Origin of the sequence: Cytobacillus sp. BC1816 (assembly GCF_051353635.1) — a bacterium.
In the GTDB taxonomy this organism is placed as follows: Bacteria; Bacillota; Bacilli; order Bacillales; family Cytobacillaceae; genus Cytobacillus; species Cytobacillus oceanisediminis_C.
Genome location: NZ_CP195611.1, coordinates 4,218,442 through 4,244,193, shown reverse-complemented (window position 1 = coordinate 4,244,193; position 25,752 = coordinate 4,218,442). Strand labels below are relative to the sequence as shown.

Annotated in this window: 23 protein-coding genes, 1 tRNA gene, 1 riboswitch and 1 other annotated feature; of the genes, 23 read left to right on the top strand and 1 reads right to left on the bottom strand. The window is 41.8% G+C overall.

What is annotated here, in order from left to right:
- Positions 1-317 precede the first annotated feature (317 nt).
- The 8 genes from ACR42H_RS21590 to ACR42H_RS21555 all read left to right on the top strand — a co-directional run bounded on the left by ACR42H_RS21590 (position 318) and on the right by ACR42H_RS21555 (position 10,040).
- Complete coding sequence (locus ACR42H_RS21590; protein ID WP_436373172.1) at positions 318-2,021, top strand: long-chain-fatty-acid--CoA ligase; 1,704 nt, start codon at positions 318-320, stop codon at positions 2,019-2,021.
- 288 nt (positions 2,022-2,309) lie between these two features.
- Complete coding sequence (locus tag ACR42H_RS21585) at positions 2,310-2,894, top strand: TetR/AcrR family transcriptional regulator (RefSeq protein ID WP_436373170.1); 585 nt, start codon at positions 2,310-2,312, stop codon at positions 2,892-2,894.
- A 40-nt stretch (positions 2,895-2,934) separates the two neighbouring features.
- Positions 2,935-3,708, top strand: coding sequence for an enoyl-CoA hydratase (locus tag ACR42H_RS21580; protein ID WP_436373168.1), 774 nt, complete (start codon positions 2,935-2,937; stop codon positions 3,706-3,708).
- A 266-nt stretch (positions 3,709-3,974) separates the two neighbouring features.
- Positions 3,975-4,748, top strand: coding sequence for an electron transfer flavoprotein subunit beta/FixA family protein (locus ACR42H_RS21575; RefSeq protein WP_113882657.1), 774 nt, complete (start codon positions 3,975-3,977; stop codon positions 4,746-4,748).
- Positions 4,749-4,788: 40 nt separating this feature from the next.
- Positions 4,789-5,766 carry an electron transfer flavoprotein subunit alpha/FixB family protein gene (locus ACR42H_RS21570; protein WP_113882658.1) on the top strand — a complete coding sequence of 326 codons (978 nt, stop codon included), beginning with the start codon at positions 4,789-4,791 and terminating at the stop codon, positions 5,764-5,766.
- 178 nt (positions 5,767-5,944) lie between these two features.
- Positions 5,945-6,259, top strand: a complete 315-nt coding sequence (trxA, locus tag ACR42H_RS21565; protein ID WP_113882659.1) for a thioredoxin — start codon at positions 5,945-5,947, stop codon at positions 6,257-6,259.
- Positions 6,260-6,518: 259 nt separating this feature from the next.
- A complete protein-coding gene (uvrC, locus tag ACR42H_RS21560; RefSeq protein ID WP_436373165.1) occupies positions 6,519-8,312 on the top strand; it encodes an excinuclease ABC subunit UvrC in 1,794 nt (597 codons plus the stop codon).
- 128 nt (positions 8,313-8,440) lie between these two features.
- A riboswitch (Lysine riboswitch) is annotated at positions 8,441-8,620 on the top strand.
- A 190-nt stretch (positions 8,621-8,810) separates the two neighbouring features.
- Entirely contained in the window at positions 8,811-10,040 is a 1,230-nt protein-coding gene (locus tag ACR42H_RS21555) for an aspartate kinase (RefSeq protein ID WP_436373163.1), read from the top strand.
- Positions 10,041-10,101: 61 nt separating this feature from the next.
- On the opposite strand, the gene ACR42H_RS21550 is transcribed toward ACR42H_RS21555, so the two are convergent.
- The gene (locus ACR42H_RS21550; RefSeq protein ID WP_113882662.1) at positions 10,102-10,554 is read right to left on the bottom strand and encodes a YslB family protein; all 453 of its coding nucleotides are present in this window, start codon (positions 10,552-10,554) and stop codon (positions 10,102-10,104) included.
- A 349-nt stretch (positions 10,555-10,903) separates the two neighbouring features.
- Here ACR42H_RS21550 and ACR42H_RS21545 point away from each other — a divergent pair, with 349 nt between their 5' ends.
- From ACR42H_RS21545 to ilvN, 15 genes are all read left to right on the top strand, one after another.
- Positions 10,904-11,512, top strand: a complete 609-nt coding sequence (locus ACR42H_RS21545) for a succinate dehydrogenase cytochrome b558 subunit (RefSeq protein WP_113882663.1) — start codon at positions 10,904-10,906, stop codon at positions 11,510-11,512.
- Between the two features lie 139 nt (positions 11,513-11,651).
- Positions 11,652-13,412, top strand: a complete 1,761-nt coding sequence (sdhA, locus tag ACR42H_RS21540) for a succinate dehydrogenase flavoprotein subunit (RefSeq protein WP_113882664.1) — start codon at positions 11,652-11,654, stop codon at positions 13,410-13,412.
- A 3-nt stretch (positions 13,413-13,415) separates the two neighbouring features.
- A complete protein-coding gene (sdhB, locus tag ACR42H_RS21535; RefSeq protein ID WP_009333186.1) occupies positions 13,416-14,183 on the top strand; it encodes a succinate dehydrogenase iron-sulfur subunit in 768 nt (255 codons plus the stop codon).
- 423 nt (positions 14,184-14,606) lie between these two features.
- Complete coding sequence (locus ACR42H_RS21530; protein WP_436373160.1) at positions 14,607-15,071, top strand: acyl-CoA thioesterase; 465 nt, start codon at positions 14,607-14,609, stop codon at positions 15,069-15,071.
- Positions 15,072-15,218: 147 nt separating this feature from the next.
- Entirely contained in the window at positions 15,219-15,443 is a 225-nt protein-coding gene (locus ACR42H_RS21525) for a helix-turn-helix domain-containing protein (RefSeq protein ID WP_009333184.1), read from the top strand.
- A 160-nt stretch (positions 15,444-15,603) separates the two neighbouring features.
- The gene (locus tag ACR42H_RS21520; protein WP_009333183.1) at positions 15,604-16,062 is read left to right on the top strand and encodes a MarR family winged helix-turn-helix transcriptional regulator; all 459 of its coding nucleotides are present in this window, start codon (positions 15,604-15,606) and stop codon (positions 16,060-16,062) included.
- Between the two features lie 10 nt (positions 16,063-16,072).
- Positions 16,073-16,867 carry a glutamate racemase gene (gene racE, locus ACR42H_RS21515; RefSeq protein ID WP_113882666.1) on the top strand — a complete coding sequence of 265 codons (795 nt, stop codon included), beginning with the start codon at positions 16,073-16,075 and terminating at the stop codon, positions 16,865-16,867.
- Positions 16,868-16,989: 122 nt separating this feature from the next.
- A complete protein-coding gene (gene recQ, locus ACR42H_RS21510) occupies positions 16,990-19,131 on the top strand; it encodes a DNA helicase RecQ (protein ID WP_436373157.1) in 2,142 nt (713 codons plus the stop codon).
- Between the two features lie 171 nt (positions 19,132-19,302).
- Positions 19,303-20,370 carry a GerMN domain-containing protein gene (locus ACR42H_RS21505; protein WP_113882668.1) on the top strand — a complete coding sequence of 356 codons (1,068 nt, stop codon included), beginning with the start codon at positions 19,303-19,305 and terminating at the stop codon, positions 20,368-20,370.
- Between the two features lie 176 nt (positions 20,371-20,546).
- Positions 20,547-21,317, top strand: coding sequence for a ribonuclease PH (gene rph, locus ACR42H_RS21500; RefSeq protein ID WP_113882669.1), 771 nt, complete (start codon positions 20,547-20,549; stop codon positions 21,315-21,317).
- A 1-nt stretch (position 21,318) separates the two neighbouring features.
- Positions 21,319-21,930 (top strand): XTP/dITP diphosphatase, encoded by a 612-nt coding sequence (locus tag ACR42H_RS21495; RefSeq protein WP_436373154.1) that lies wholly within the window; start codon positions 21,319-21,321, stop codon positions 21,928-21,930.
- Positions 21,927-22,445, top strand: a complete 519-nt coding sequence (locus ACR42H_RS21490) for a metallophosphoesterase (RefSeq protein ID WP_436373152.1) — start codon at positions 21,927-21,929, stop codon at positions 22,443-22,445. Before ACR42H_RS21495 ends, ACR42H_RS21490 begins: the two co-directional genes overlap by 4 nt.
- A 144-nt stretch (positions 22,446-22,589) precedes the next feature.
- Positions 22,590-22,666 (top strand) — tRNA-Arg (locus ACR42H_RS21485).
- A gap of 471 nt (positions 22,667-23,137) precedes the next feature.
- Positions 23,138-23,393, top strand: a binding site (T-box leader).
- 78 nt (positions 23,394-23,471) lie between these two features.
- Positions 23,472-25,193 carry an acetolactate synthase large subunit gene (gene ilvB, locus ACR42H_RS21480; RefSeq protein WP_113882672.1) on the top strand — a complete coding sequence of 574 codons (1,722 nt, stop codon included), beginning with the start codon at positions 23,472-23,474 and terminating at the stop codon, positions 25,191-25,193.
- Positions 25,190-25,708: an acetolactate synthase small subunit gene (gene ilvN, locus ACR42H_RS21475; protein ID WP_009333175.1), complete on the top strand. Its 519-nt coding sequence runs from the start codon at positions 25,190-25,192 to the stop codon at positions 25,706-25,708. The genes ilvB and ilvN overlap by 4 nt, the downstream gene beginning before the upstream one ends.
- Positions 25,709-25,752: the final 44 nt, after the last annotated feature.

Genomic DNA, 25,752 nt, shown 5'->3' with positions numbered 1-25,752 from the left:
CTTCCTGAGTGTAAGGTCTTATTCTAATTGTCATAGAACCAGCATTATATTATAATAAGGTTGAACAATTAGAATCTTCTAAAAGTTCAGAGGATGTCCATCGTTTTTCTAAAAGTTAGCAAGTATAACTTTGAACTTCGATAACTGTCTAGCTCCAGCGCTTACCCCTTCGAGGTCACAAGCTTGTCTTGTTTCGGCTCCTAGGGACTCGGGGTCATACAGACGCTGCCACAGTACGTGGCGTTCTTAGTGTGTGTTCCTTTTGTGGGCAAGGCGCTTGCGCTTTTCTTATGGGCATGAAACAAAGGAGGGACAAAATGGCAGAAGCAAACCCATGGCTTAAGCAATATCCGGCAGAAATCCCCTCAACCTTGTCATATCCCAAACAGCCGGTACAGGATTATTTGAAGAGTGCTGCAGAAGAATTTCCGGAGAAAATAGCCATCCACTTTATGGGAAAGGAATTCACATATAAATATATATATGAATCTTCCCTGAAGCTTGCTGCATATTTGCAGAATCTTGGAATTGAAAAGGGGGACCGCGTAGCGATCATGCTTCCGAATACTCCTCAGTCCGTTATCAGCTATTATGGAATTTTGATGGCAGGCGGGGTTGTTGTCCAGACAAATCCGCTGTATATGGAACGGGAATTGGAATATCAAATGAAAGATTCGGGAGCAAAAGCAATCATTACAATGGATATATTATATCCGAAAGTGAGCAAAGTGGTGCCGCAGACAGAATTGAATCATATAATTGTAACCGCTGTCAAAGAGGTTCTTCCATTCCCTAAAAATCTAATATATCCTTTTATCCAGAAAAAACAGTATGGCATTGTCGTAAATGTAAAACATGAAGGGCATAACCATTTGCTGACGGAAATTTTAAAGTGGCCGGCTGAACCGATGAAAATGCATGACTTCGATTTTGAAGAAGACTTGGCATTATTGCAATACACAGGCGGCACAACAGGTTTTCCAAAGGGTGTCATGCTTTCGCACAGCAATCTTGTATCCAATACAGCTATGTGTAAAGCCTGGCTTTATAAGTGCAGGCGCGGCGAGGAAACAGTGCTGGGCATACTTCCGTTCTTTCACGTGTATGGAATGACAACAGTTATGATCTTATCTGTTATGGATGCTCACAAAATGGTCCTCCTTCCGAAATTTGATCCGGAAACGACCCTGAAAACTATTCATAAGCAGAGACCAACCTTATTCCCCGGTGCCCCAACGATTTACATTGGGTTATTGAACCATCCGGATATAAAAAAATATGATTTATCTTCCATAGACTCTTGCATCAGCGGATCTGCTGCCCTGCCCGTTGAAGTCCAGCAGAAATTTGAAGAAATAACAGGAGGAAAACTTGTCGAGGGCTATGGTTTGACGGAATCTTCACCTGTTACACATGCGAATTTCTTATGGGATCGCCCCCGTGTCAAAGGCAGTATAGGTGTCCCGTGGCCTGATACAGATGCAGCCATTTTTTCACTGGAAACGGGAGAAGCGCTTCCGGCAGGAGAAGTTGGCGAAATTGCAGTTAAAGGTCCTCAGGTAATGAAAGGATATTGGAACCGCCCGGAAGAAACAGCACAGGCTTTAAGAGATGGCTGGCTGCTTACAGGTGACTTGGGCTATATGGATGAGAATGGATACTTCTATGTAGTGGACAGGAAGAAAGATATGATTATTGCAGGGGGATTCAATATTTATCCTCGTGAAATAGAGGAAGTGCTATACGAGCATCCAGCCGTACAGGAAGTGATTGCTGCAGGTATACCTGACCCATATCGCGGAGAAACAGTAAAAGCATATATTGTGCTGAAAGAGGGCAAAGAAGCAACGGAAGAAGAGCTGGATGAGTTTGCAAGAAAGCATCTTGCAGCATATAAGGTTCCAAGGCTATATGAATTCCGCAAGGAGCTTCCTAAGACAGCTGTTGGAAAAATACTGAGAAGGGCATTAGTAGATGAAGAAAAAAAGAAATTCAAAGAAGAAGAGGAAAAGCGGGCTTAACTTCAGAGACCGATTTTCAATCGGCTCTTTATTTTTGAGCCATTAAGCTTGTCCAGACATAAAAGAAATGTAATAATAAAATATATTTCTAGGGATAATTTCTTGACACAAATGAATTGTCCTACTATTATAAAAATATGAATGATGATTCATTCATTTTAGATTGATTTTTAAAATTAAAAATAAACGAAGCTGATTGGCCAATCCCGGCAGCAGGAATGATATTACTCCAGCCCTGCTGCTTCTAAAAAATCAATGCACCAGTTTATTCTGAAAGGAGGGAACCGCTTGAAAAAAACAAAGCCTAAATACCGGCAAATTATTGATGCGGCTGTAATCGTGATCGCTGAAAATGGATATCACCAGGCACAGGTATCAAAAATTGCCAAACAGGCTGGTGTCGCTGATGGCACCATATACTTATATTTTAAAAACAAAGAAGATATATTAATATCCCTCTTTCAGGATAAAATGGGCTACTTTGTTGAGAAAATTGAAGAAAAAATTGCAGGAAAAGAAAAAGCTGCAGAGAAATTATTAATGATGGTAGAATCACACTTTAGAATGCTCTCGGAAGACAGGCATCTGGCAATTGTTACCCAGCTCGAATTGAGGCAGTCCAATAAAGACCTTCGCCATAAAATTAATGAGGTGCTCAAAGGATACCTTGCTTTAGTGGAAAGAATTCTTGCTGATGGCAGGGAGAGCGGTGAGTTTCCAGCTGATCTGGACATTAGGCTGGCGCGCCAGATGATTTTTGGCACCATGGATGAAACAGTGACCACATGGGTAATGAATGAGCAAAAATATGATCTTACTGCATTGGCAAAGCCTGTTCATAAACTTTTGATCGGAGGGTGCGGAAAACTTTGAGGCAGATAAAGTGCTCCATAATATAATCAGGAGGGATAAGATGGAATATCTAAAATGGTCCCATCAGGACTTCGTGGCGACGATTACTATTGAACGTCCGCCCGCGAATGCTCTTTCGTCAGGTCTATTGAAAGAGCTTTCAGCTGTCCTGGATGAAGTTGAAGATAATGAAGAAATTAGGGTAATCCTTATTCATGGAGAAGGCAGATTCTTCTCAGCAGGTGCTGATATTAAAGAATTTACAACCATTGAAAGCGGTGAAGATTTTTCAAGCTTGGCGACTTATGGACAGGATCTCTTTGAAAGAATGGAAAAATTCCCTAAACCAATTATTGCAGCGATTCATGGAGCGGCATTGGGCGGCGGCTTGGAGCTTGCCATGGGCTGCCATTTCCGTCTCGTAGCTGAAAACGCAAAGCTGGGCCTTCCAGAGCTTCAGCTTGGATTAATTCCTGGTTTTGCCGGAACTCAGCGCCTTCCCCGATATGTAGGTGCTGCGCGTGCAGCAGAAATGCTTTTCACAAGTGACCCAATTACCGGGCTTGAGGCCGTGCAATATGGTCTGGCTAACCATTCCTATCCTGAGGAGCGGCTGTTGGACAATGCGTATAATATGGCGAAAAAGATTGCCAAGAAGAGCCCTGGTTCGATCAAGGCGGCCATTGAGCTCTTAAACTACGGAAAGACGGGGCAATTCTACGAAGGTGTTAAAAAAGAAGCAGAATTGTTTGGAGAAGTATTTGTTTCTGAAGATGGCAAGGAAGGCATATCTGCGTTTATTGAGAAGCGTGAACCAAGCTTTACCGGAAAATAGTGTTTTAAAAAGTTTTGTGCCGAAAGATTACATTCATCCTCATAATCTATTATAATAAACTTGTATGAGGATGATTTAATCTTCAGAAGATTCATTGGTTAAATTATGGTCTGTGAGCGAGCGCCCGCTCAATTCTAAAAAGCGGGCTGATCCAAGCAGATTAGCCTTTCTGTATGCGTTAAATATTTTCAATCTTTCGAAGTGAAGAAATGTTTTAATTAATGGCTTTGTTTTATAGACAATGCTTAATTACTAGGAGGGAAATCATGAACATCTACGTATTAATGAAGAGAACATTTGATACTGAAGAAAAAATTACAATCTCCGGCGGCAAAATCAATGAAGATGGCGCTGAATTTATCATTAATCCATATGATGAATATGCAATTGAAGAAGCAATCCAGGTTCGGGATGCGAATGGCGGAGAAGTGACGGTTGTTTCCGTGGGAACAGAAGAAGCTGAAAAGCAGCTCCGTACCGCTCTTGCGATGGGTGCCGATAAAGCTGTATTAATTAATACAGAAGATGATCTTGAAGATGGAGATCAGTACACGACTGCAAAAATCTTATCCGAATACTTGAAAGACAAAGATGCTGATTTAATCATTGCAGGAAATGTAGCAATTGATGGGGGTTCGGGACAGGTTGGACCTCGTGTAGCAGAAATTTTGGGCATTTCTTATGTAACAACTATTACAAAGCTTGATATCAATGGCAGCTCTGCGACAGTAGTGCGCGATGTTGAAGGGGATTCGGAAGTAATTGAGACATCACTTCCATTATTGGTTACTGCCCAGCAGGGTTTAAATGAGCCGCGCTATCCATCTTTGCCGGGAATTATGAAGGCAAAAAAGAAGCCGCTTGATGAGCTTGAGCTTGACGATCTTGATCTTGATGAGGACGATGTTGAAGCCAAAACAAAAACAATTGAGATCTATTTGCCGCCTAAGAAGGAAGCAGGAAAAGTTCTTGAAGGCGAGTTGGAAGATCAAGTTAAGGAACTAGTAAAACTTCTTCATACTGAAGCCAAAGTTGTCTGATCATCAATAACTGATAATAATAACGCAGGGGGTAAAACATATGGCTAGAAAAGTATTAGTGTTAGGTGAAGTCCGTGACGGTTCATTGCGTAATGTATCCTTCGAAGCTGTTGCAGCTGGTAAGACTGCGTCAGAAGGCGGAGAAGTTGTAGGTGTTTTAATTGGTGATTCTGTAAGCGCTTTAGCTAATGAAATGATTCACTATGGTGCTGACCGTGTTGTAACTGTTGAAGATGAAAAGCTGAAGCAATATACTCCTGACGGTTTTTCACAGGCTTTAATGGCTGTAATTGATTCCGAAAGTCCCGAAGGCCTGATTTTTGGACATACAGCATTAGGGAAAGATCTTGCTCCTAAAATCGCTGCCAAGCTGGAGTCAGGTTTAATCTCTGATGTAACGAGCCTTGAAGAGGCAGGCGGCAACCTGGTGTTCACACGTCCGATTTATTCAGGCAAAGCATTTGAAAAGAAAATTGTTACAGATGGCCTCCTCTTTGCAACAATTCGTCCAAACAACATAGCTCCATTGGAGAAAGATGAATCAAGATCAGGAGATGTTGCTTCTGTTGCCGCAGAAATCAAAGATCTTCGCACAATCATAAAGGAAATTGTCCGCAAAGCCAGTGAAGGCGTTGATTTATCCGAAGCTAAGGTTATTATTGCCGGAGGCCGCGGCGTTAAGAGCGAGGAAGGCTTTGAGCCATTAAAAGAACTTGCTTCGGTTCTAAATGGAGCAGTGGGTGCATCACGCGGAGCTTGTGATGCTGATTATTGCGACTACTCTCTGCAAATTGGCCAAACCGGTAAAGTTGTAACACCTGATCTATATATTGCATGCGGTATCTCCGGCGCTATTCAGCATTTAGCTGGGATGTCCAACTCAAAAGTAATCGTAGCCATTAACAAAGATCCGGAAGCCAATATTTTTAAAGTAGCTGATTACGGTATTGTTGGAGATCTGTTTGAGGTTGTTCCGCTGTTAACTGAAGAATTCAAAAAGCTTAAAGTAAACGCATAAGATAGTATAAATAATGGGCGGCTGATGGCCGCCCATTATACATAGAGCCAACAGGGAAAGAAAGAGAATAATCTGCTCCAAATAGGGTAAATTACGATCGAGCAGATTGTTCGCAACATATAATAAACGATGATATACTGTCGTTAGTATTTGAGTTAAATTTTAGGAGGCATATCAAATGGCTATTACACACGCAACTGACCAAAACTTCACTGCTGAGACTGGTTCGGGATTAGTATTGGCAGATTTCTGGGCTCCTTGGTGCGGCCCTTGTAAAATGATCGCTCCTGTTTTAGAAGAGCTTGATTCTGAAATGGGCGATAAAGTGAAAATTGTAAAATTAGATGTTGATGAAAACCAGGAAACTGCTGGCAAGTTTGGCGTAATGAGCATTCCGACATTAATCGTTCTAAAAGACGGTGAAGTTGTAGATAAAGTGGTTGGTTTCCAGCCGAAAGAAGCTCTTGCTGAATTACTTTCAAAACACGCTTAATTTATAAGGAATTTTCCCGGTGTCCCCAGAGGACATCGGGATTTTTTTTGTCATATGTGTTTTGTTGTTATGCTGCAGGTTTCCAGGCTGATATAATAAGATGGTAATAATGTGCCATCTGCATTTTAGAGGCTAAATAATATTGGTTTGCTGCCAGAGCAAACTAGCTTTATTTCTAGCTTGCACCCCAAAATGAGCAGATCAAATAATGTATAAATAGAACTTCAGTAAAAAGTTTTAACCGGGGAGGTGAAGTGCCATGAATGATACGATAAAAAATAAACTGATGCTGCTTCCTGCCCAGCCGGGCTGTTATTTGATGAAAGACAGGCAGGGAACCATTATATACGTGGGGAAGGCAAAAATCCTGAAAAACCGTGTAAGATCCTATTTCACAGGCTCACATGACGGAAAAACATTAAGACTTGTTAATGAGATCGTAGATTTTGAGTACATTGTCACTTCTTCAGATATGGAAGCATTGATCCTTGAGATGAATCTGATCAAGAAATATGATCCGAAATATAATGTAATGCTGAAAGACGATAAAAGTTACCCTTTTATCAAATTGACGGCCGAACGCCATCCCCGTCTGATTACAACCAGAAAAGTAAAAAAGGACAGGGGAAAATACTTCGGACCTTATCCCAATGTGCAGGCTGCCAATGAAACAAAAAAGCTGCTCGACCGAATTTATCCTCTCCGCAAATGTTCAACTCTTCCGGACAGAGTTTGCCTTTATTATCATTTAGGCCAATGTCTTGCGCCATGCGTGAAGGCCGTAAGTGAAGACCAGTATAAGCAAATGACAGATGAGATTGCAAAATTCTTGAATGGCGGATACAAAGAGATTAAAAAAGACCTGACTGCAAAAATGACAGCAGCTGCAGAAGAATTGGACTTTGAAAGGGCGAAGGAGCTCAGGGATAAAATTGCCCATATCGATGCAACGATGGAAAAGCAAAAAATGACAATGACAGACTTTACAGACCGGGATGTATTTGGATATGCGGTTGATAAAGGATGGATGTGTGTTCAGGTATTTTTCATCAGACAGGGTAAACTCATTGAACGGGATGTATCAATGTTCCCTATTTATAATGAGCCGGAAGAAGAAATCTTAACTTTCCTCGGCCAGTTTTATATAAAAACAAACCACTTTAAACCGCGTGAAATATTGGCACCGGATTCGGTTGATGCTGTAATGGCAGAACAGCTTCTGGATGTTAAAGTGCTAAAACCGCAGCGCGGACAAAAAAAGGACCTGGTGAAGCTTGCTTATAAAAATGCAAAAATTGCTCTCCAGGAGAAGTTTTCTTTAATTGAGCGTGATGAAGAACGGACAATTAAGGCTGTAGAAAATCTGGGGGATCAGCTTGGAATCTATACTCCTCACCGGATAGAAGCATTTGATAATTCAAATATCCAGGGAACGGACCCTGTTTCAGCCATGATCGTCTTTATTGATGGCAAACCAGAGAAAAGAGAATACCGTAAATATAAAATTAAGTCCGTTAAAGGCCCTGATGACTATGAATCCATGAGAGAAGTGGTCCGGCGCAGATATACAAGGGTATTGAAAGAAGAGCTGCCGCTTCCGGATTTAATTATGATTGATGGGGGAAAAGGGCATGTTGAAGCTGTACGGGATGTGCTTGAAAATGAGCTCGGACTGGATATTCCGATTTCAGGCCTGGTGAAGGATGAAAAGCACAGGACTTCTCAGCTCTTATTTGGTAATCCTCTTCAAATTATTCCGCTTGCAAGGAACAGCCAGGAATTTTATCTGCTTCAGAGAATTCAGGACGAGGTGCATCGTTTTGCGATTACTTTTCATCGCCAGCTTCGTGGAAAAAGTGCCTTTCAATCTATTCTTGATGATATTCCCGGAATAGGAGAAAAACGAAAGAAACAGCTGCTGAAAGCATTTGGATCTGTAAAGAAAATGAAAGAAGCACCAATTGAGGAGTTTAGGAAAATAGGCATTCCTGAGAATGTTGCTGATGAATTGAAGTTGAGGCTTGAGGAACAAAGTGGAAATCCTAAGTCATAAATGGATATAGACAGAAAATTTCAGATATGTTATACTAATTCAAACTTTATATCAATATCACTTTATAGCGATAAAGCGTATGTTCATTTAGTTCAAACAAAGTTTCTGGACTGTGAACCGAATCGTTAAGTGAAGGTAGAGGTGCGAACTTCATCAGTAAAAGCTTGGAGAAGAATGAGCTTCCATGAAAAGCTTTGAAAGGGTACGTTCGCCGAAGTGGAGAAAATCTCATCATTTTTTCTGCTGGTTCTGCATTGAACAAATGCAGGATTGTCAGGACAATGCCGTCCTGGAGAGCTATCTCACTGTGTTTGCTCATTTTTATACTTTGGCTGCACAGCAATGGGATAGTAAACTATTCCATTGCTTTTTTTATTGCCCAAAAGGGTATTTTAAAGTTAAGGCCATTGTCAAATACAGCAGAGTGAACTGTCATGCTTCACTTACATAGGACGGCAAATCACAAAGTTACTAGTTCTTTAGAAAGAAGGGAAAGCTGTGGGAATCATTGTGCAGAAATTCGGGGGCACCTCCGTGGGGACTGTAGACAGAATTCAAAATGTTGCCAATCGGGTAATTGAAGAAAAAAATCGGGGAAATGATGTTGTTGTGGTTGTTTCGGCAATGGGCAAAACAACTGATCAGCTGGTAGGCATGGCCAGGGAAATCTCCCCCTCACCTAATAAAAGGGAAATGGACATGCTGCTAACAACCGGCGAACAGGTGACCATCTCTTTATTGGCGATGGCTTTAAATGCGAAAGGTCATCCCGCCGTTTCTTTTACAGGGGGGCAGGCAGGTATTAAAACAGAAGCAGTCCATGGCAATGCGAGGATAGTGAATATTGATCCGGGCACCATTCAAGGTGAATTAAACAAGGGGAAAATTGTGATTGTGGCAGGCTTCCAGGGGATGACAGAAGATGGTTCCATCACCACACTTGGACGAGGCGGTTCTGATACAACGGCTGTTGCACTGGCTGCAGCACTTAAAGCTGATAAATGTGATATTTATACTGATGTTACCGGGGTATTTACATCAGATCCCCGCTATATAAAGAATGCCAGAAAATTGTATTCAGTATCTTATGATGAAATGCTTGAACTGGCCAATTTGGGGGCAGGTGTGCTCCATCCAAGAGCAGTCGAATTTGCTAAAAATTATGGACTTCCCCTTGAAGTGCGTTCAAGCCTTGAGAAGGAAGCCGGAACAATCATTGAGGAGGAAGTAAAAATGGAACAAAACTTAGTCGTGCGCGGTGTGGCTTTTGAGGATGATATAACAAGGGTGACGATTCTTGGCCTTCCTAATTCACTGACTGGATTGTCTACTATTTTCTCGGCGCTTGCCAAAAATCGCATTAACGTTGATATCATTATCCAGAGCATGACAGAGGCTCAGACGACAAACCTTTCATTTTCAATAAAGAATGAAGATCTCACAGATACAGTAAAAGTGCTGGAAAAGCATAGAGAACAATTAAATTATGACAGAATTGAGTGGGAATCCGGCCTTGCTAAAGTTTCGATTGTTGGCTCAGGCATGATTTCCAATCCGGGTGTGGCTGCAGAAATGTTCGAAGTACTTTCCGCGAATGAAATAACGGTGAAAATGGTAAGCACATCAGAAATTAAAGTATCGGCGGTTGTTGAAAACAGCAAAATGATTGATGCAGTTGATGCTTTACATGATGCATTCAAGCTGTCGGTTTCTCCGGTTAAGGCTTAATTCCAGGAATATCAAACAATAAGCTATCAAAATTGATAGCTTATTGTTTGTACATATGATATTACTCAGCAGGATCCTTTTTGTCCCACTTCACTGTAATAAGGATTTTGCCAGTTTTTTTGCGGGGATGTTCGAATGCCTCACAAATGACTTCTTTTTGAAGTTCAATCTGCTGGGCTATAAATCCGGCTTCAAGCTGAAAGGAGCAGTTATGGTTCTTTTTGCAGCGTTCTGCAATCAGCTGGCTTGATAATTCCATTTCAATTTCATGTTTCGATTCGTTTGCGATGGAAAGATTTCCCCAGCCGGCATTTATAAAAAACTCGGCAATCTGGCCGGCTGTTTCCAGAGGATACATGCGTGCGATCCTTTTGCCGGCCCAATATAAAATTTCCGGTGCTTCATTTCCCAAAAGGTCATGCAGCAGCACTTCCCGGATTAGTTCATAGCCAAAAACCGGAACTGACTGTATGTGATTTTCATTAGTGGATTTCGCAGATGCTAATTCGCTCAATAGTCTCCCCTCTTTCTATGATTCTATTATATACAATATGCTGAGGGAGTTAATATCAATTCGGGAAAAAATAGAACGATTTGCATAGAAATAATTACTATTTCAGTATACTGGAGAGCAGCAACTAGGTCAGATTGAACCACAGAATAATATATGTTTTTTAGCCGTAAATATTTTTTAAAAATTTTATTAATATGGAACATTTTATGTATCCGTTTTCTTGACGCTCTATTATCTTGGGAGTAAAATGGACATGTCACATAATTGTAAGAAAATGAATAACATTTTCGAGATGATGTCCTGAGCGGGGGCTCAGCATCATTTTTTTAAAATCAGGGGGGGAAAGTTTATGGCAGGTAATCGTGAGTTTTTTAATCGCAGATTGCATTCATTACTTGGGGTTATACCGGTTGGTTTGTTTTTGGTGCAGCACCTTGTAGTGAACCATTTTGCAACAGGGGGAGAGGAATCTTTTAATAATGCAGCGCATTTCATGGAAAGTCTTCCATTCAGAATATTCCTTGAAACGTTTGTAATCTATCTACCTTTGCTGTTCCATGCAATCTATGGACTTTATATTGCTTTTACTGCAAAAAATAACGCAAGCAGATATGGATACTTCCGCAACTGGATGTTTATGCTGCAGCGTGTTTCAGGTGTCATTACACTGGTTTTTGTTGCATGGCATGTTTGGGAAACACGTGTACAGGCTGCATTTGGAGCAGAAGTTAACTTTCAGATGATGGAGAACATCCTATCTAATCCATTTATGTTCTGGTTCTATATTATTGGAGTCATTTCTGCGATTTTCCACTTTGCTAATGGGCTTTGGTCATTCCTTGTCAGCTGGGGAATTACAGTATCTCCTCGTTCACAGGTTATTTCCACTTATGTAACGATCGGAATTTTCATTGCATTATCTATTGTTGGTGTACGTGCTCTTACAGCATTTATTTAAAGCCAATAAAAGACTATTAGACTTCGGGTTTATAACGTGCCAATAATATTGCAGCTTTGAGAGCGGTCTGGCTTTAAGCGCGATAGGCAGGCGCTCTGCGCTTTTCAAAGTTGTATTAGTAATTAGGGAGTGAGTCACTATGGGTAAAGGAAAGGTTATAGTTGTCGGCGGCGGTTTAGCCGGTTTAATGGCGACAATTAAAGTTGCAGAATCCGGGACTCCGGTTGAATTATTTTCTTTAGTGCCGGTTAAACGTTCTCACTCTGTTTGTGCCCAGGGCGGCATCAACGGAGCGGTAAATACAAAAGGGGAAGGCGATTCTCCTTGGATTCATTTTGACGATACAATTTATGGCGGAGACTTCCTGGCAAACCAGCCGCCTGTTAAAGCGATGGCAGAGGCAGCACCAGGAATTATTCACTTATTTGATCGTATGGGTGTTATGTTCAACCGTACACCTGAAGGGCTGCTTGACTTCCGCCGCTTTGGTGGAACACAGCATCACCGTACAGCATTCGCTGGTGCTACAACAGGTCAGCAGCTTCTTTACGCGATGGACGAGCAGGTCCGCCGCCATGAAGTTGCAGGATTAGTAACAAAGTACGAAGGCTGGGAATTCTTAGGGGTAGTAATCGACGATGATGGAGCTTGTAAGGGTGTCGTTGCCCAGAATCTGACTTCTATGGAGATTAAGTCTTTTGCTGCTGACGCCGTTATTATGGCATCCGGCGGACCGGGAATTATCTTCGGTAAATCCACTAACTCTGTTATTAACACAGGCTCAGCTGCCTCGATTGTTTATCAGCAGGGTGCTTATTATGCAAATGGAGAATTTATTCAAATTCACCCAACCGCTATTCCTGGAGACGATAAGCTTCGCCTAATGAGTGAATCTGCACGTGGTGAAGGCGGACGAGTTTGGACATATAAAGATGGAAAACCATGGTATTTCCTTGAGGAGAAATATCCTGCTTATGGAAACCTGGTGCCACGTGATATTGCAACCCGTGAAATTTTTGACGTGTGTGTTAACCAGAAGCTTGGCATTAATGGGGAAAACATGGTCTATCTTGATCTTTCCCATAAAGATCCTAAAGAGCTTGATATTAAGCTTGGCGGAATTATTGAAATCTATGAAAAATTCCAGGGTGAAGACCCTCGTAAAGTGCCAATGAAAATCTTCCCTGCTGTCCACTATTCAATGGGCGGACTATGGGTTGACTATGATCAGATGACGAATATTCCTGGCTTATTTGCTGCAGGTGAATGTGATTATTCACAGCACGGTGCCAACCGTTTGGGTGCTAACTCCCTTCTATCAGCCATTTACGGCGGTATGGTAGCAGGTCCGAATGCTGTCAAATATATCAGCGGTCTTGATAAGAGTGCTGAAGATCTGCCATCATCATTATTTGACCGCCACGTAAAACAGGAAGAAGAAAAATGGAATAATATCATGTCTCTTGATGGCACAGAGAATGCATATGTCCTTCATAAAGAGCTTGGTGAATGGATGACAGACAATGTTACGGTTGTCCGCCACAATGACAGGCTTTTGAAAACAGATGAAAAAATTGTTGAACTTATGGAGCGCTATAAAAACATCAATATTAATGACACTGCGAAATGGAGCAATCAGGGTGCCAGCTTTACGCGCCAATTGCAGAATATGCTTCAATTGGCTCGTGTTATTACTATTGGTGCCTACAACCGTAATGAAAGCCGCGGTGCACACTATAAGCCGGATTTCCCGGAGCGTAACGATGAGGAATTCATGAAAACAACAATGGCGAAGTTTGTCGATGCAAATTCCGCTCCTGCATTCCATTACGATGACATTGATGTAAGCTTAATTAAACCGCGTAAGCGAGACTATTCCAAAAAGAAAGGGGAGAATTAATCCATGCAAGAAACAAAAACAAAAACAGTCCGTTTTGTAATCAGCCGCCAGGATACTCCTGATTCAGCCCCTTATCAGGAAGAGTTTGAAATAGATTACCGTCCAAATATGAATGTTATTTCTGCCCTTATGGAGATTCGCCGTAATCCGGTCAACGTGAAGGGTGAACATACTACTCCAATAGCATGGGATATGAACTGCCTGGAAGAAGTCTGCGGTGCATGTTCAATGATTATTAATGGAAAACCCCGCCAGTCCTGCACGGCACTTGTAGATCAGCTGGAACAGCCGATTCGTCTTGAGCCGATGCGCACGTTCCCTGTAGTCCGTGACCTGCAGGTCGACAGAAGCCGTATGTTCGACTCCCTGAAAAAGGTTAAAGCGTGGATCCCGATCGATGGTACTTATGATTTGGGACCTGGACCGCGTATGCCTGAGAGAAAGCGCCAATGGGCATATGAATTATCAAAGTGCATGACATGCGGTGTTTGTCTGGAAGCATGCCCGAATGTAAACAGCAAATCTGACTTTATTGGGCCAGCTCCTTTATCACAGGTTCGTTTGTTCAATGCTCACCCAACTGGTGAAATGAATAAAGCAGAACGCCTGGAGCAAATCATGGGTGATGGCGGACTAGCCAACTGCGGAAACTCTCAAAACTGTGTACAGTCCTGTCCGAAAGGCATTCCTTTAACAACATCCATTGCGGCACTTAACCGCGATACAACATTCCAGTCTTTCAAAAACTTCTTTGGAAGCGACCAGATCTAAAAATCTTAAAACCCCTTTCCTTTTTGGAGAGGGGTTTTTTAGGCTATATTCGTATAATTTGTTTCTTTGAGCAGCTAATTAAATTTAACCACTGAGTTGATTGGAGTGGGAGGCGCGAGATCCTCGAAAATGCATCCGTATTTTCTTCATGCGGTGTGGATTCAAGGAAGTTTATTCGACGTTCTGCGGGAGTAGAGTACCAAGGGAGACTCCGCGGATGCTAAGCGACGAGGAGCGTCGGCAGCCCCGTGGGAAAGCTCGAGTGCCTGCAGCGGAAATCAACGGGCAGAATGAATTTTTCATAATTTGAGTAGAGGCATTATATTTTAACACATGCGGAATGGTTTTCAAATAATTCAAAAAACACTATAATGGAATACAACAGAGTGAGCGCTCATTCATAAATAGCCGGGAGGAACCAACATGAAAAAATTGAGCTATATTGACGATTTTAAAAAATGGGAAGCAGAATTTATTTTCTTCCATCCAGTAAAAGTCAGATTTTCTGAAACAGATATGTTTGGACATTTGAACAATACCGTTCCATTTACATATTATGAAGAAGCACGGATAGAATTCTTCAAAAGCAAAGGCTTTATGCAGGACTGGGTAAAACATGATAATGAAACCATACCAGTCGTAGCAGACCTCCAATGCGATTTTATCTGCCAGGTTTTCTTTGATGAAGAGATACAAATTTATGTAAAAGCTGCTTCGATAGGTAATTCTTCTGTTGATCTTCATTATATGGGCAAGAAATCAGACGGTTCAGTTTGCTTCACCGGCAGGGGCACGATGGTGCACATATCAAAGGTGACAGGCAAGGGTGTGCCTTGGACCGCAGAGATGAAAGAAATGCTGAAAAGCGGGGTTAAAGTACGAGCCTAGCGGCACAAATGGCACATTTTTGAAAATAACTTTCTCCTTTCACTAAATATAGTCACTTCGGCTGTTTTGCTGACATATGATATGGTGACTAAATATATACCCATCCCGCGGTTCATAGCTGGCGAAAGGCAAGGAGGGTTACAATACTTGAAGGAGAATGAATATACTCACAAGCCGTTACTCACCAAACGAGAAAGAGAAGTATTCGAATTGTTAGTACAAGATAAAACAACAAGGGAAATCGCTGGTGAATTGTTTATAAGTGAAAAAACGGTTCGGAACCACATTTCCAATGCCATGCAAAAGCTTGGTGTAAAGGGGCGATCACAAGCTGTTGTAGAGCTCCTTCGAATGGGAGAGCTAGAACTTTAATTTAGACCGGCTATCCTTCTGGGAAGCCGGTTATCACATTTATAAAGGGATTTTTTCATTATTTGGTTTTATTTCTATCTTGAAATTTATACGGAAAAAGGTGAAAATAAATGCACAAGGGCAGAAAACGTCGTAAAAGCTTAAATGGGAGTGTTTAAGAATGAAGCTTGAAGATCCTAAAACAAATGAAATAAATGATGTTGTAGCTGAAATTGAGAAAGACTTAAGATACATATCCGGCATTATCAAGCAGAAGGGAAGGGAAATTCTAAGTGATTTCACCATTACCCCTCCTCAGTTTGTTGCATTGCAATGGCTTTTTGAAGAAGGCGATATGACCATCGGTGAACTATCAAACAAAATGTATCTTGCATGCAGCACGACAACAGATCTTGTTGACCGAATGGAGAAAAACACCCTTGTGAAGAGGGTTAAAGACCCAAATGACCGAAGAGTGGTCAGGATCCACCTGCTTGAAGAGGGAGAACGGATTATTGAAGAAGTTATAAAAAAACGCCAGGATTATCTAAAAGAAGTTCTGAAAAATTCATCACATAATGAGGTCTTGTTCTTAAAAGATAACTTAATGAAATTACACCATGATATGCGAGGAGAATGAGGCGGTACTTGTGAAACAACCTATAGGAATTATTGACTCCGGAGTCGGAGGCTTAACAGTCGCAAAAGAAATCATGCGGCAGCTGCCAAATGAAGATATTGTTTACCTTGGAGATACAGCCCGATGCCCCTATGGCCCCCGGCCTGGTGACGAGGTAAAATCTTTTACCTGGCAAATGACGAAATACTTGCTTGACAGAAATATTAAAATGCTGATCATTGCCTGTAATACTGCTACTGCTGTAGCCCTGGAAGAAATACGCAGGGAACTCACGATACCGGTTATCGGTGTCATTTTTCCTGGGGCCAGAACAGCTATAAAAGTAACAAAAAATCATAAAATTGGTGTCATTGGCACAGAAGGCACAGTCAAAAGCAAGGCATATGAAAATGCGCTGATACAGTTAAACAGGAAATCTGATGTGCATAGTCTGGCATGCCCTAAATTCGTTCCTCTTGTAGAGAGCGGTGAGTATGAAGGATCTGTTGCCAAAAAAATCGTGGCTGAGACTCTTCAGCCTATTAAAGGCAAAGGAATGGATACACTTATTCTCGGATGTACCCATTATCCTTTATTAGAACCAATTATAAAAAATGTAATGGGAAAAGACGTAAATGTCATCAGTTCCGGTGAAGAAACAGCAAGGGAAGCAAGTACCATTCTGCATCACTATGGAATGCTAAAAGCTGCTGCAGAGAACCCTGAATATAAATTTTGCACAACGGGCTCAACAGCCATTTTTTCTAAAATTGCTTCAAAGTGGCTGGGGTTTCCTGTAAATACCGTAGAAAAAATATCGCTTTAATAACTGCAGACATCTTCTGAACTTTTTCAGAAGGTGTTTTTTTCTTTTAGGATTACATTTTAAAAAAGCTTTGGTATCATGAGAATGAAAGACAAAATATATTAGTTGAGTTGGTGATCAATTTGCTGGCACAAGCCGAAAACTATCTTAAAAAATATTTTGGATATACCTCTTTCCGCCCTGGTCAACAGGAGATTATTCAAAATATCCTTTCTCAAACCAATACTCTTGGCATTCTCCCAACTGGAGGCGGAAAGTCAATCTGCTTCCAAATACCCGCTCTTGTACTCCCCGGAACGGCCATTGTAATTTCTCCATTAATTTCCCTGATGAAAGATCAAGTAGATGCTCTTAGCCTTGCCGGCATCCCGGCTGCTTTTATCAACAGCACGCTGTCTTCTGCCGAGTATCAGCATGTTGTGGCCGGAATACGCAATGGTGAATATAAGCTCGTGTATGTGGCCCCGGAACGATTTGGTTCCAAGGCCTTTTTGGAATTATTAAATGGTATTTCAATTAGTGCTATCGTCTTTGATGAGGCGCACTGCATCTCTCAATGGGGCCATGATTTTAGACCAAGTTATCGTTCTGTTGTCGCAGAGCTTAACAGCTTGAACCAGAAACCTGTAATCGCTGCTTTGACAGCAACAGCAACCCGTGACGTCGCAGATGATATTCGCAGGCTTTTAAATATCGGAGAGGAACATACGTTCATTACCGGTTTTGCAAGAGAGAATTTATCTTTCCACGTTTTGAAAGGTGTTAACAAAAGAGACTTTTTATTGCAGACCATCAAGAAACATAAAAACGAAGCGGGAATTATATATACTTCAAGCCGCAAGGAAACGGACCAGCTGTACCAATTTTTAAAAAGCAAGGACTGCTCACCTGCCAAGTATCATGCAGGCTTAAAGGAAGAAGAACGAAAAGAAGCACAGGATGCCTTTGTATACGATGAATCAGACATTATGATCGCCACGAATGCTTTTGGAATGGGGATTGATAAATCCAATGTCAGATATGTCATCCACTATAATCTTCCGCGGAACATTGAAGCCTATTATCAGGAAGCAGGAAGGGCTGGCAGAGATGGCGTGGATAGCACATGCTACCTGTTGTTTGCCCCTCAGGATATCCAGCTGCAGAAGTTTTTGATAGATGAAAGCAGCCTGAATCAACAAAAAATGGAGCAGGAATACAGCAAGCTTAAGGATATGGTTAATTACTGCCATACAGAAAAATGCCTCCAGTCCTATATCATTGAATATTTTGATGAGAATGCTGATCCCCTTCGATGCGGCAAATGCAGCAGCTGTCTGGATGAACGGACAAGCATGGATATTACTCAGGAAGCTTTAATGATTTTCTCATGCATTAAGCGGATGGGAGAAAGATTTGGCATTACTTTGACAGCCCAGGTTTTGAAAGGCTCCAATAACAAGAGAATCCGCGAAATGAACTTTAATAAACTTTCAACATTTGGCTTGCTGAAAAACCGCAAAGAAAAAGAGATTGCTGATATGATAAACTATCTGCTGGCTGAGGATTATCTGGTTTTAACAGATGGAAAATATCCGACAGTAAGGCTGTCTGCCAGTGTGGTTCCTGTGTTGAAGGGGCAGAAAAAGTTATTTATGAAAATAAGTGAGCCGGTGCCTGTTCAGGAGACAGAGGAAAACAATGAGCTGTTCGAGATGCTGAGAAAGCTCAGGAAAAAGATTGCAGATGAGGAAAATGTCCCTCCTTTCGTAGTATTTACTGATGCATCATTAAAAGACATGAGCCGCTATTTTCCCGTCAGCAAGGACATGATGTTAAATATTAAAGGTGTAGGGCAAATGAAGTTTGAAAAGTATGGGGAAGACTTTATCCAGGCTATCAGAGAATATGCCGAAGTGCATGATATTTCGCCCAAGCAGGCTGCAGAAGCACCTTCAAAAACAGAGGAACCAATAGATGATCGCCCAAGCTATCAGATTTCCTTTGACTATTACAAGGATGGAGACTCAATAAAAGAAATAGCAAAAAAGCGAAATTTCTCACCGATAACAATTCAAGAGCATATATTTCGCTCTATCAGAGAAGGCAATGTAATTGATTGGTCAGATATTTTCAATGAAACGGAAGAAAAGCTGGTTTTAGAGGCTGCTGAAAAAGCTGGAAGAGACAAACTTAAACCAATCAAAGAAGAACTTCCGGAAGAAATAGATTATTTTAAAATCAAAGCCGTACTGGTAAAAGATGAACTGCTGAAACAAATATGACAGAGAAGCTCCTTATGGGGCTTCTTTTTTTAATGGATGCCATTTTACACCTCTCTTTCGGTTGTGTCCAAATTTGTCAAAAATCTATTAACACTTTTATCCCAAAAGCCGGTCTAAATTTCAGATAGGCTCGTATACATGTAGTACAAACTGTCTCAGGGGGGATTATGTATGTCTATAAATAAAAAAACGTCAATAGTGTCAGCTGTGCTGGTATCATCTGTTCTATTATCAGGCTGCGGATTGTTTGGAAGCCAGGGGAAGGAAAAAGTCGATCCGCCAAAAGCAGTATCTTATACTGATGAAGGCGAGAGTGTTGCCGAAGAAACAGCTGGAAAAGAAACAGCCGAAAATGAAGAGGGGGTTACGGCAAATCTTAAAACAGAGCTTTACTTGATTGATAAGAACGGGTATGTCGTTCCCCAGACTATTGACCTGCCAAAAACTAATTCAGTTGCAACACAGGCGTTAGAGTACCTGGTAGAAAACGGACCCGTTACAGAGCTTCTTCCTAATGATTTCCGTGCAGTCCTTCCGGCTGATACAAAAGTTTCTGTAAATATTAAAGATAAAGTTGCAACCGTCGATTTTTCAAAAGAATTTAAGGAATATGCTAAGGAAGATGAAAAGAATATTCTCCAATCAATTACTTGGACACTTACACAATTTGATTCCATTGATAAAGTTAAGCTGACATTAAACGGACATGAATTAAAGGAGATGCCTGTGAATGGCACTCCAGTCAGTTCGGCGTTGAGCAGAGCCAATGGAATAAACATGGATACAACGGAAGTAGTGGATATCACGAATACGAAGCCGATTACCGTTTATTATCTGGGCGGGGATGAAGAAAACTATTATTACGTGCCTGTCACCAAGCGTGTCAGCAATGATATCGACAATAAAGTTGAAGCGGTTGTATCCGAACTGATAAAAGGGCCGAACTATGCTTCCAATCTGGTGACAGACTTCCTTCCGGATGTAGAGCTGCTTGACGCTCCAAAAGTTGAAGAAGGAAAAGTCACATTAAACTTCAATGAAAATGTTTTCAGCAGCTTCGAAGAGAAAATGATTTCCAAGCACTTGCTGAATGCACTTGTCCTTTCACTGACAGAACAAAAGGGCATCGAAAGCGTGGCTGTCACAGTCGATGGCAAAGCAGAGATTGTCAATGAGGATGGCCAAAAACTATCTGAGCCTGTAACCCGCCCTGAAAATGTGAATACAGGAAGTTTTTAATAGTGCAGATTTTGTTATACTATATAGTAACAGGAAAAAGAGGTTGGCATTTAATGCCGCCTCTTCTTTGTTGGTAAAATGAAGGCATGCCAATGTACCTGGACAAAAACATACTTAGGGCGATGCCCTGGCTAAATAATTTTTTTAACATAAGCAAAAGAAGGGGGAATCAGCTTATGCGTGCAGATGGACGTGAACCGAAGCAGCTTAGGCCTATACATATTGAAACAGATTACTTAAAGCATCCTGAGGGCTCTGTCCTTATAACTGTGGGAGACACGAAGGTGATTTGCACAGCAAGTATCGATGAGAGGGTCCCTCCTTTTATGAGGGGACAGGGGAAAGGCTGGATAACAGCTGAATATTCCATGCTTCCAAGAGCAACCGAACAGAGAAATATCAGGGAATCTGCAAAAGGGAAAATCTCAGGGAGAACAATGGAAATCCAGCGTCTGATCGGCCGTGCTCTCCGTGCAGTGGTGGATCTTGAAGCACTTGGCGAAAGAACGGTTTGGCTTGATTGCGACGTAATCCAGGCGGATGGAGGGACCCGGACAGCATCCATTACAGGAGCCTTTGTCGCTATGTCACAGGCGATGGATAAACTTTACAGCAGCAAGAAGCTTACTCACTACCCAATCAATGATTTTCTTGCTGCCACAAGTGTGGGAATTCTTAAAAACAAGCAGACTGCAGTGGATTTGAATTATATTGAAGACTCCTCAGCGGAAGTAGATATGAATATCGTTATGACTGGCAGCGGTGAGTTTGTGGAGCTTCAGGGAACGGGTGAAGAAGCGACTTTTTCTTATACCCAGCTGCAGGAAATGCTGGGTGCTGCACAGGAAGGCATATCAGAGCTGTTTGAGTTTCAAAAGGCTGCGCTTGGAGTGAATATCACAGAAAGCATTCAAAGCAAAAGAGAAAAGCTGGAGGGGAGGTCATAGCATGCAGGAAGTGATTATCGCTACCAAAAATGCAGGCAAAGCCAGAGAGTTTGAACGGATGTTCAAACCTCTTGGGTATGAAGTTAAAACGCTGCTGGATTATCCTGATTTTCACGATGTAGAGGAAACAGGAAGCACGTTTGAAGAGAATGCCATTCTGAAAGCGGAAGCCGTTTCTGAAGCTTTTGGGAGAATGGTAATTGCCGATGATTCTGGATTGATCATTGATGCTCTAGGTGGAAAGCCAGGCATCTATTCCGCCCGCTATGCAGGAGAAGAAAAAAACGACCAGAAAAACATGGAAAAGGTTCTCGATGAGCTCGAAAGCACTCCGGATCATCAGCGGCAGGCGCGGTTCTATTGCGCTCTTGCAATCGCTGCACCCGGAAAAACTACTGTAACAGTTGCAGGGACTTGTGAAGGCCATATCTTAAGAGAAAAGAGAGGGACTAATGGATTCGGCTATGATCCTATTTTCTTTGCGGAAGAAAAAGATAAAGCAATGGCTGAATTAATGGCGGAGGAAAAAAGCCAGATCAGTCATAGGGCGAATGCTCTAAAACAGCTGGAGGCGCTGCTTCCCTCTTTCGTGGCCGGAGCTGAGTACTCATGAAGGTTCTGATAGTCAGTGATAGCCATGGGTTAACCTCTGAACTCAGCCAAATCCGCGAAATGCATCCTGATATGGATCTGATGATTCATTGCGGAGATTCTGAGCTTCAGGCAGATCATGAATCATTAAGAGGCTACGCTGCTGTAAGAGGAAATTGTGACTTTGAGGCAGCATTCCCGGAGGATAGAATAGAAGAAGCTGGAGAACTCCGCTTTTTTGTCACACACGGCCACAGATATTCAGTTAAGTCTACCTTAATGAATCTGTCATACAAAGCACGTGAAATGGAAGCAGATATCGTATGTTTTGGCCATTCACATGGTCTGGGAGCTGAAATGTCTAATGGGATATTATTTATTAACCCTGGGAGCATACGGCTGCCGAGAGGAAGAAAGGAAAAAACCTATGTCATACTGGAAGCCAGGGGAAAGGCTGTTACACTGGATGTGTATGACTTATCTAATGGGAAAATTCCTGAACTGACACAAAATTTTTCTCTGGTAAAAAGCGATTAATTTGAATATAATAACTGAGGGAAGCCAGTCTTCCCTCAATAATAAAAAAATATCTTACAAAGTGTTGACTTCTTAACATTTGTCTAATATAATAAATCTTGTCGTTGAGTTAATTAATCTCAATCAAGAAAAAATATTCAATACGTCCCAGTAGCTCAGCAGGATAGAGCAACGGCCTTCTAAGCCGTCGGTCGGGAGTTCGAATCTCTCCTGGGACGCCATTTACACATCTGGCAGCACTACATATCTTACCGAATTCTTACTCACCTTTTTGGTGAGTTTTTTTATTTTTAATTTAGTTTTAATGGCAGAAGTCTGCCAGCAGAGCCTTCAGTACTTAAATATTTTAGAATTTCTTAAATTTTCAAACCGCATTTCAGGTGTTATTTCCCTTAATAAAAAAATTATCTAAAATTTTTTTGTCCCAGAGAATGTGAATATATCAACAATGTAAGCGGATACACGAAAACAGACTAATCGAAATTATCAAATAATTCATAAAAAGGGTGTTGACGGCTGATAAAAATGGGCGTAAGATAGTCCTCAATATAAGAAATTCACACCTTTAAGTTAAATAGAATTATAACCTTCATCTCAGTGAAATCATTCTTGTAATAAGTATTTTGGGTTTTTTTTATTTAATAATTCAATGATTTAAAGCGTTAGTGTAATGAGATCAAAATCTCAGAATAGGAAAAGCGTAGAAGAGGATAAGTAGTTTTATGACAGGCATTCACAGAGAGCCGGACCTGCTGAAAACCGGTAATGCCCTCTTAAAATGAACTCACCTCTGAGCGCAGTCCTGAAAGATGTTCGATTAGGGGCTGCCGGGTGTTCTTCACCCGTTATCAAAACGGACAGCATGTGGCTGTTCATGAGTGCACGCACTATAAGCGTGAATCAGGGTGGTACCGTGGAACAGGTTATCAAAGCCTTTTCATCCCTTATACCTACAATCGATAGGTGTCTTTAGGGGTGGAAGGGCTTTTTATATTGGAGTAAAAAACATGAGGAGGTTATCAACAAATGCTGCAGGAAGCTGCCTTAACAGAAACAAAAACGGAGACACATCCTGTCACCGGTGCTGATCTGTTATTAAGAGCCTTGGAGAAAGAAAATGTTGAAGTGATTTTTGGTTATCCTGGAGGAGCTGTTCTTCCACTCTACGACAAACTGTATCATTCAAAGATTCTTCATGTGCTGCCGCGTCATGAACAGGGAGGAATTCATGCTGCTGAAGGGTATGCCCGTATATCTGGAAAGCCGGGTGTTGTAATTGCCACTTCAGGACCAGGAGCCACTAATATTGTTACCGGGCTTGCAGACGCAATGATGGATTCACTTCCGCTGATTGTTTTTACAGGCCAGGTGGCAACGGGAGTCATTGGATCAGACGCCTTTCAGGAGGCAGATATCCTGGGGATAACCACTCCAATTACAAAATACAATTATCAGGTCCGCAGCATTGAAGATATCCCGAGAATTATTAAAGAAGCTTTTTATATAGCTTCAACCGGCAGGCCAGGACCGGTACTGATCGATATCCCTAAAGACATTGCTGCGGGAGTTTCAGATCAGCCTGAGGAAGAAAAGGAAGTGAATCTGCCGGGATATCAGCCGACATTAAAACCAAATTACCTGCAAATAAGGAAATTAACTGAAGCGGTCAGCAGATCGAAAAAGCCTGTCATCCTGGCTGGTGCTGGCGTGCTTCATGGAAGAGCATCCAAAGAATTAAAAGAGTACGCAGAGCAGCAGCAGGTTCCTGTTATTCACACACTCCTGGGCCTCGGCGGGTTCCCCGCAGATCATCCATTATTTATCGGAATGGCAGGGATGCATGGCTGTTATACAGCCAATATGGGACTCACAGAATGTGACTTGCTGATAAATATTGGAGCCCGATTTGATGACAGACTAACAGGAAACTTACAGCATTTTGCACCACATGCAACAGTCGCCCATATTGATATTGATCCTGCTGAAATCGGCAAGAACGTTCCAACGTCCATTCCGATTGTGGCAGATGCAAAAGAAGCTCTTGAGCAGCTGATTCTGCAGGATGGAAAACCCCCGGCCCATAAAGAATGGATGGAAACCATCCTGAGGTGGCAGGAGGAATATCCATATTTCTATGATAAAGAATCTGGACGATTAAAGCCTCAGAAAGTCATGGAAATGCTCCATTCAAAAACGGAAGGGAATGCCATCGTCGTAACAGACGTAGGACAGCATCAAATGTGGGCAGCCCAATACTACCGCTTTAATAAGGCAGACAGATGGGTGACATCAGGAGGGCTTGGTACAATGGGGTTTGGTTTCCCCGCCAGCATCGGAGCTCAGCTGGCCGACCCGGAAGCATGCGTACTCGCTATTTGCGGAGACGGAGGGTTCCAGATGTCAACACAGGAGCTTGCCATTATACAGGAAATGAACCTGCCGGTGAAAATTATAATTTTTAATAATATGGCCCTTGGCATGGTTCGGCAATGGCAGGAGATATTTTATGAATCCCGTTTCTCTCACAGCAAAATTCCAGTACAGCCATCTTTCGTAAAATTGGCAGAAGCTTACGGAATAAAAGGATATGTCATTCAATCTGAAGAAGAAGCTGAAGAATTATTGGATGAAGTGCTTCATAACCGCGAACCAGTACTTATCGACTTCCGGGTGGATCCGGATGAAAACGTGTATCCGATGATTGCACCTGGAAAAGGACTTCATGAAATGGCAGGTGTAAAACCATGAAAAGAGTCATATGCCTGACTGTGATGAATCGGCCGGGTGTTCTAAACAGAATCACAAATTTATTTTCCAAAAGAAACTTTAATATTGAGAGCATTTCAGTTGGCCTGTCTGAACATGAAGGGATGTCGCGCATCACTTGTGTGGTCCATGTTGAGGACTCCAGTGCCAGTGAACAAATTACTAAACAGCTAAACAAGCAAATCGATGTGATAAAAGTGACTGATATCACGGATCAATCGATAGTGGCAAGGGAGCTCGCCCTCATTAAAGTTCAGGCGGTCCCTTATACAAGGAATGAAATATACTCCTTGATTGAACCCTTCAGAGCCTCTGTTATTGATGTCAGCAAGGATAGCATGACCGTTCAGATTACAGGTGAATCTGATAAAGTAGAAGCTTTCATTGAACTCATTAAACCTTATGGAATCAAAGAGCTTGCCCGGACGGGAACAACGGCATTCCCTAGAGGAACACAGCGTACTTCACAGCAGTCCAAATCATATTCCATTGTTTAATAAATCTAATACTAAAATATTATTTTAATCGGAGAGGGAGATAA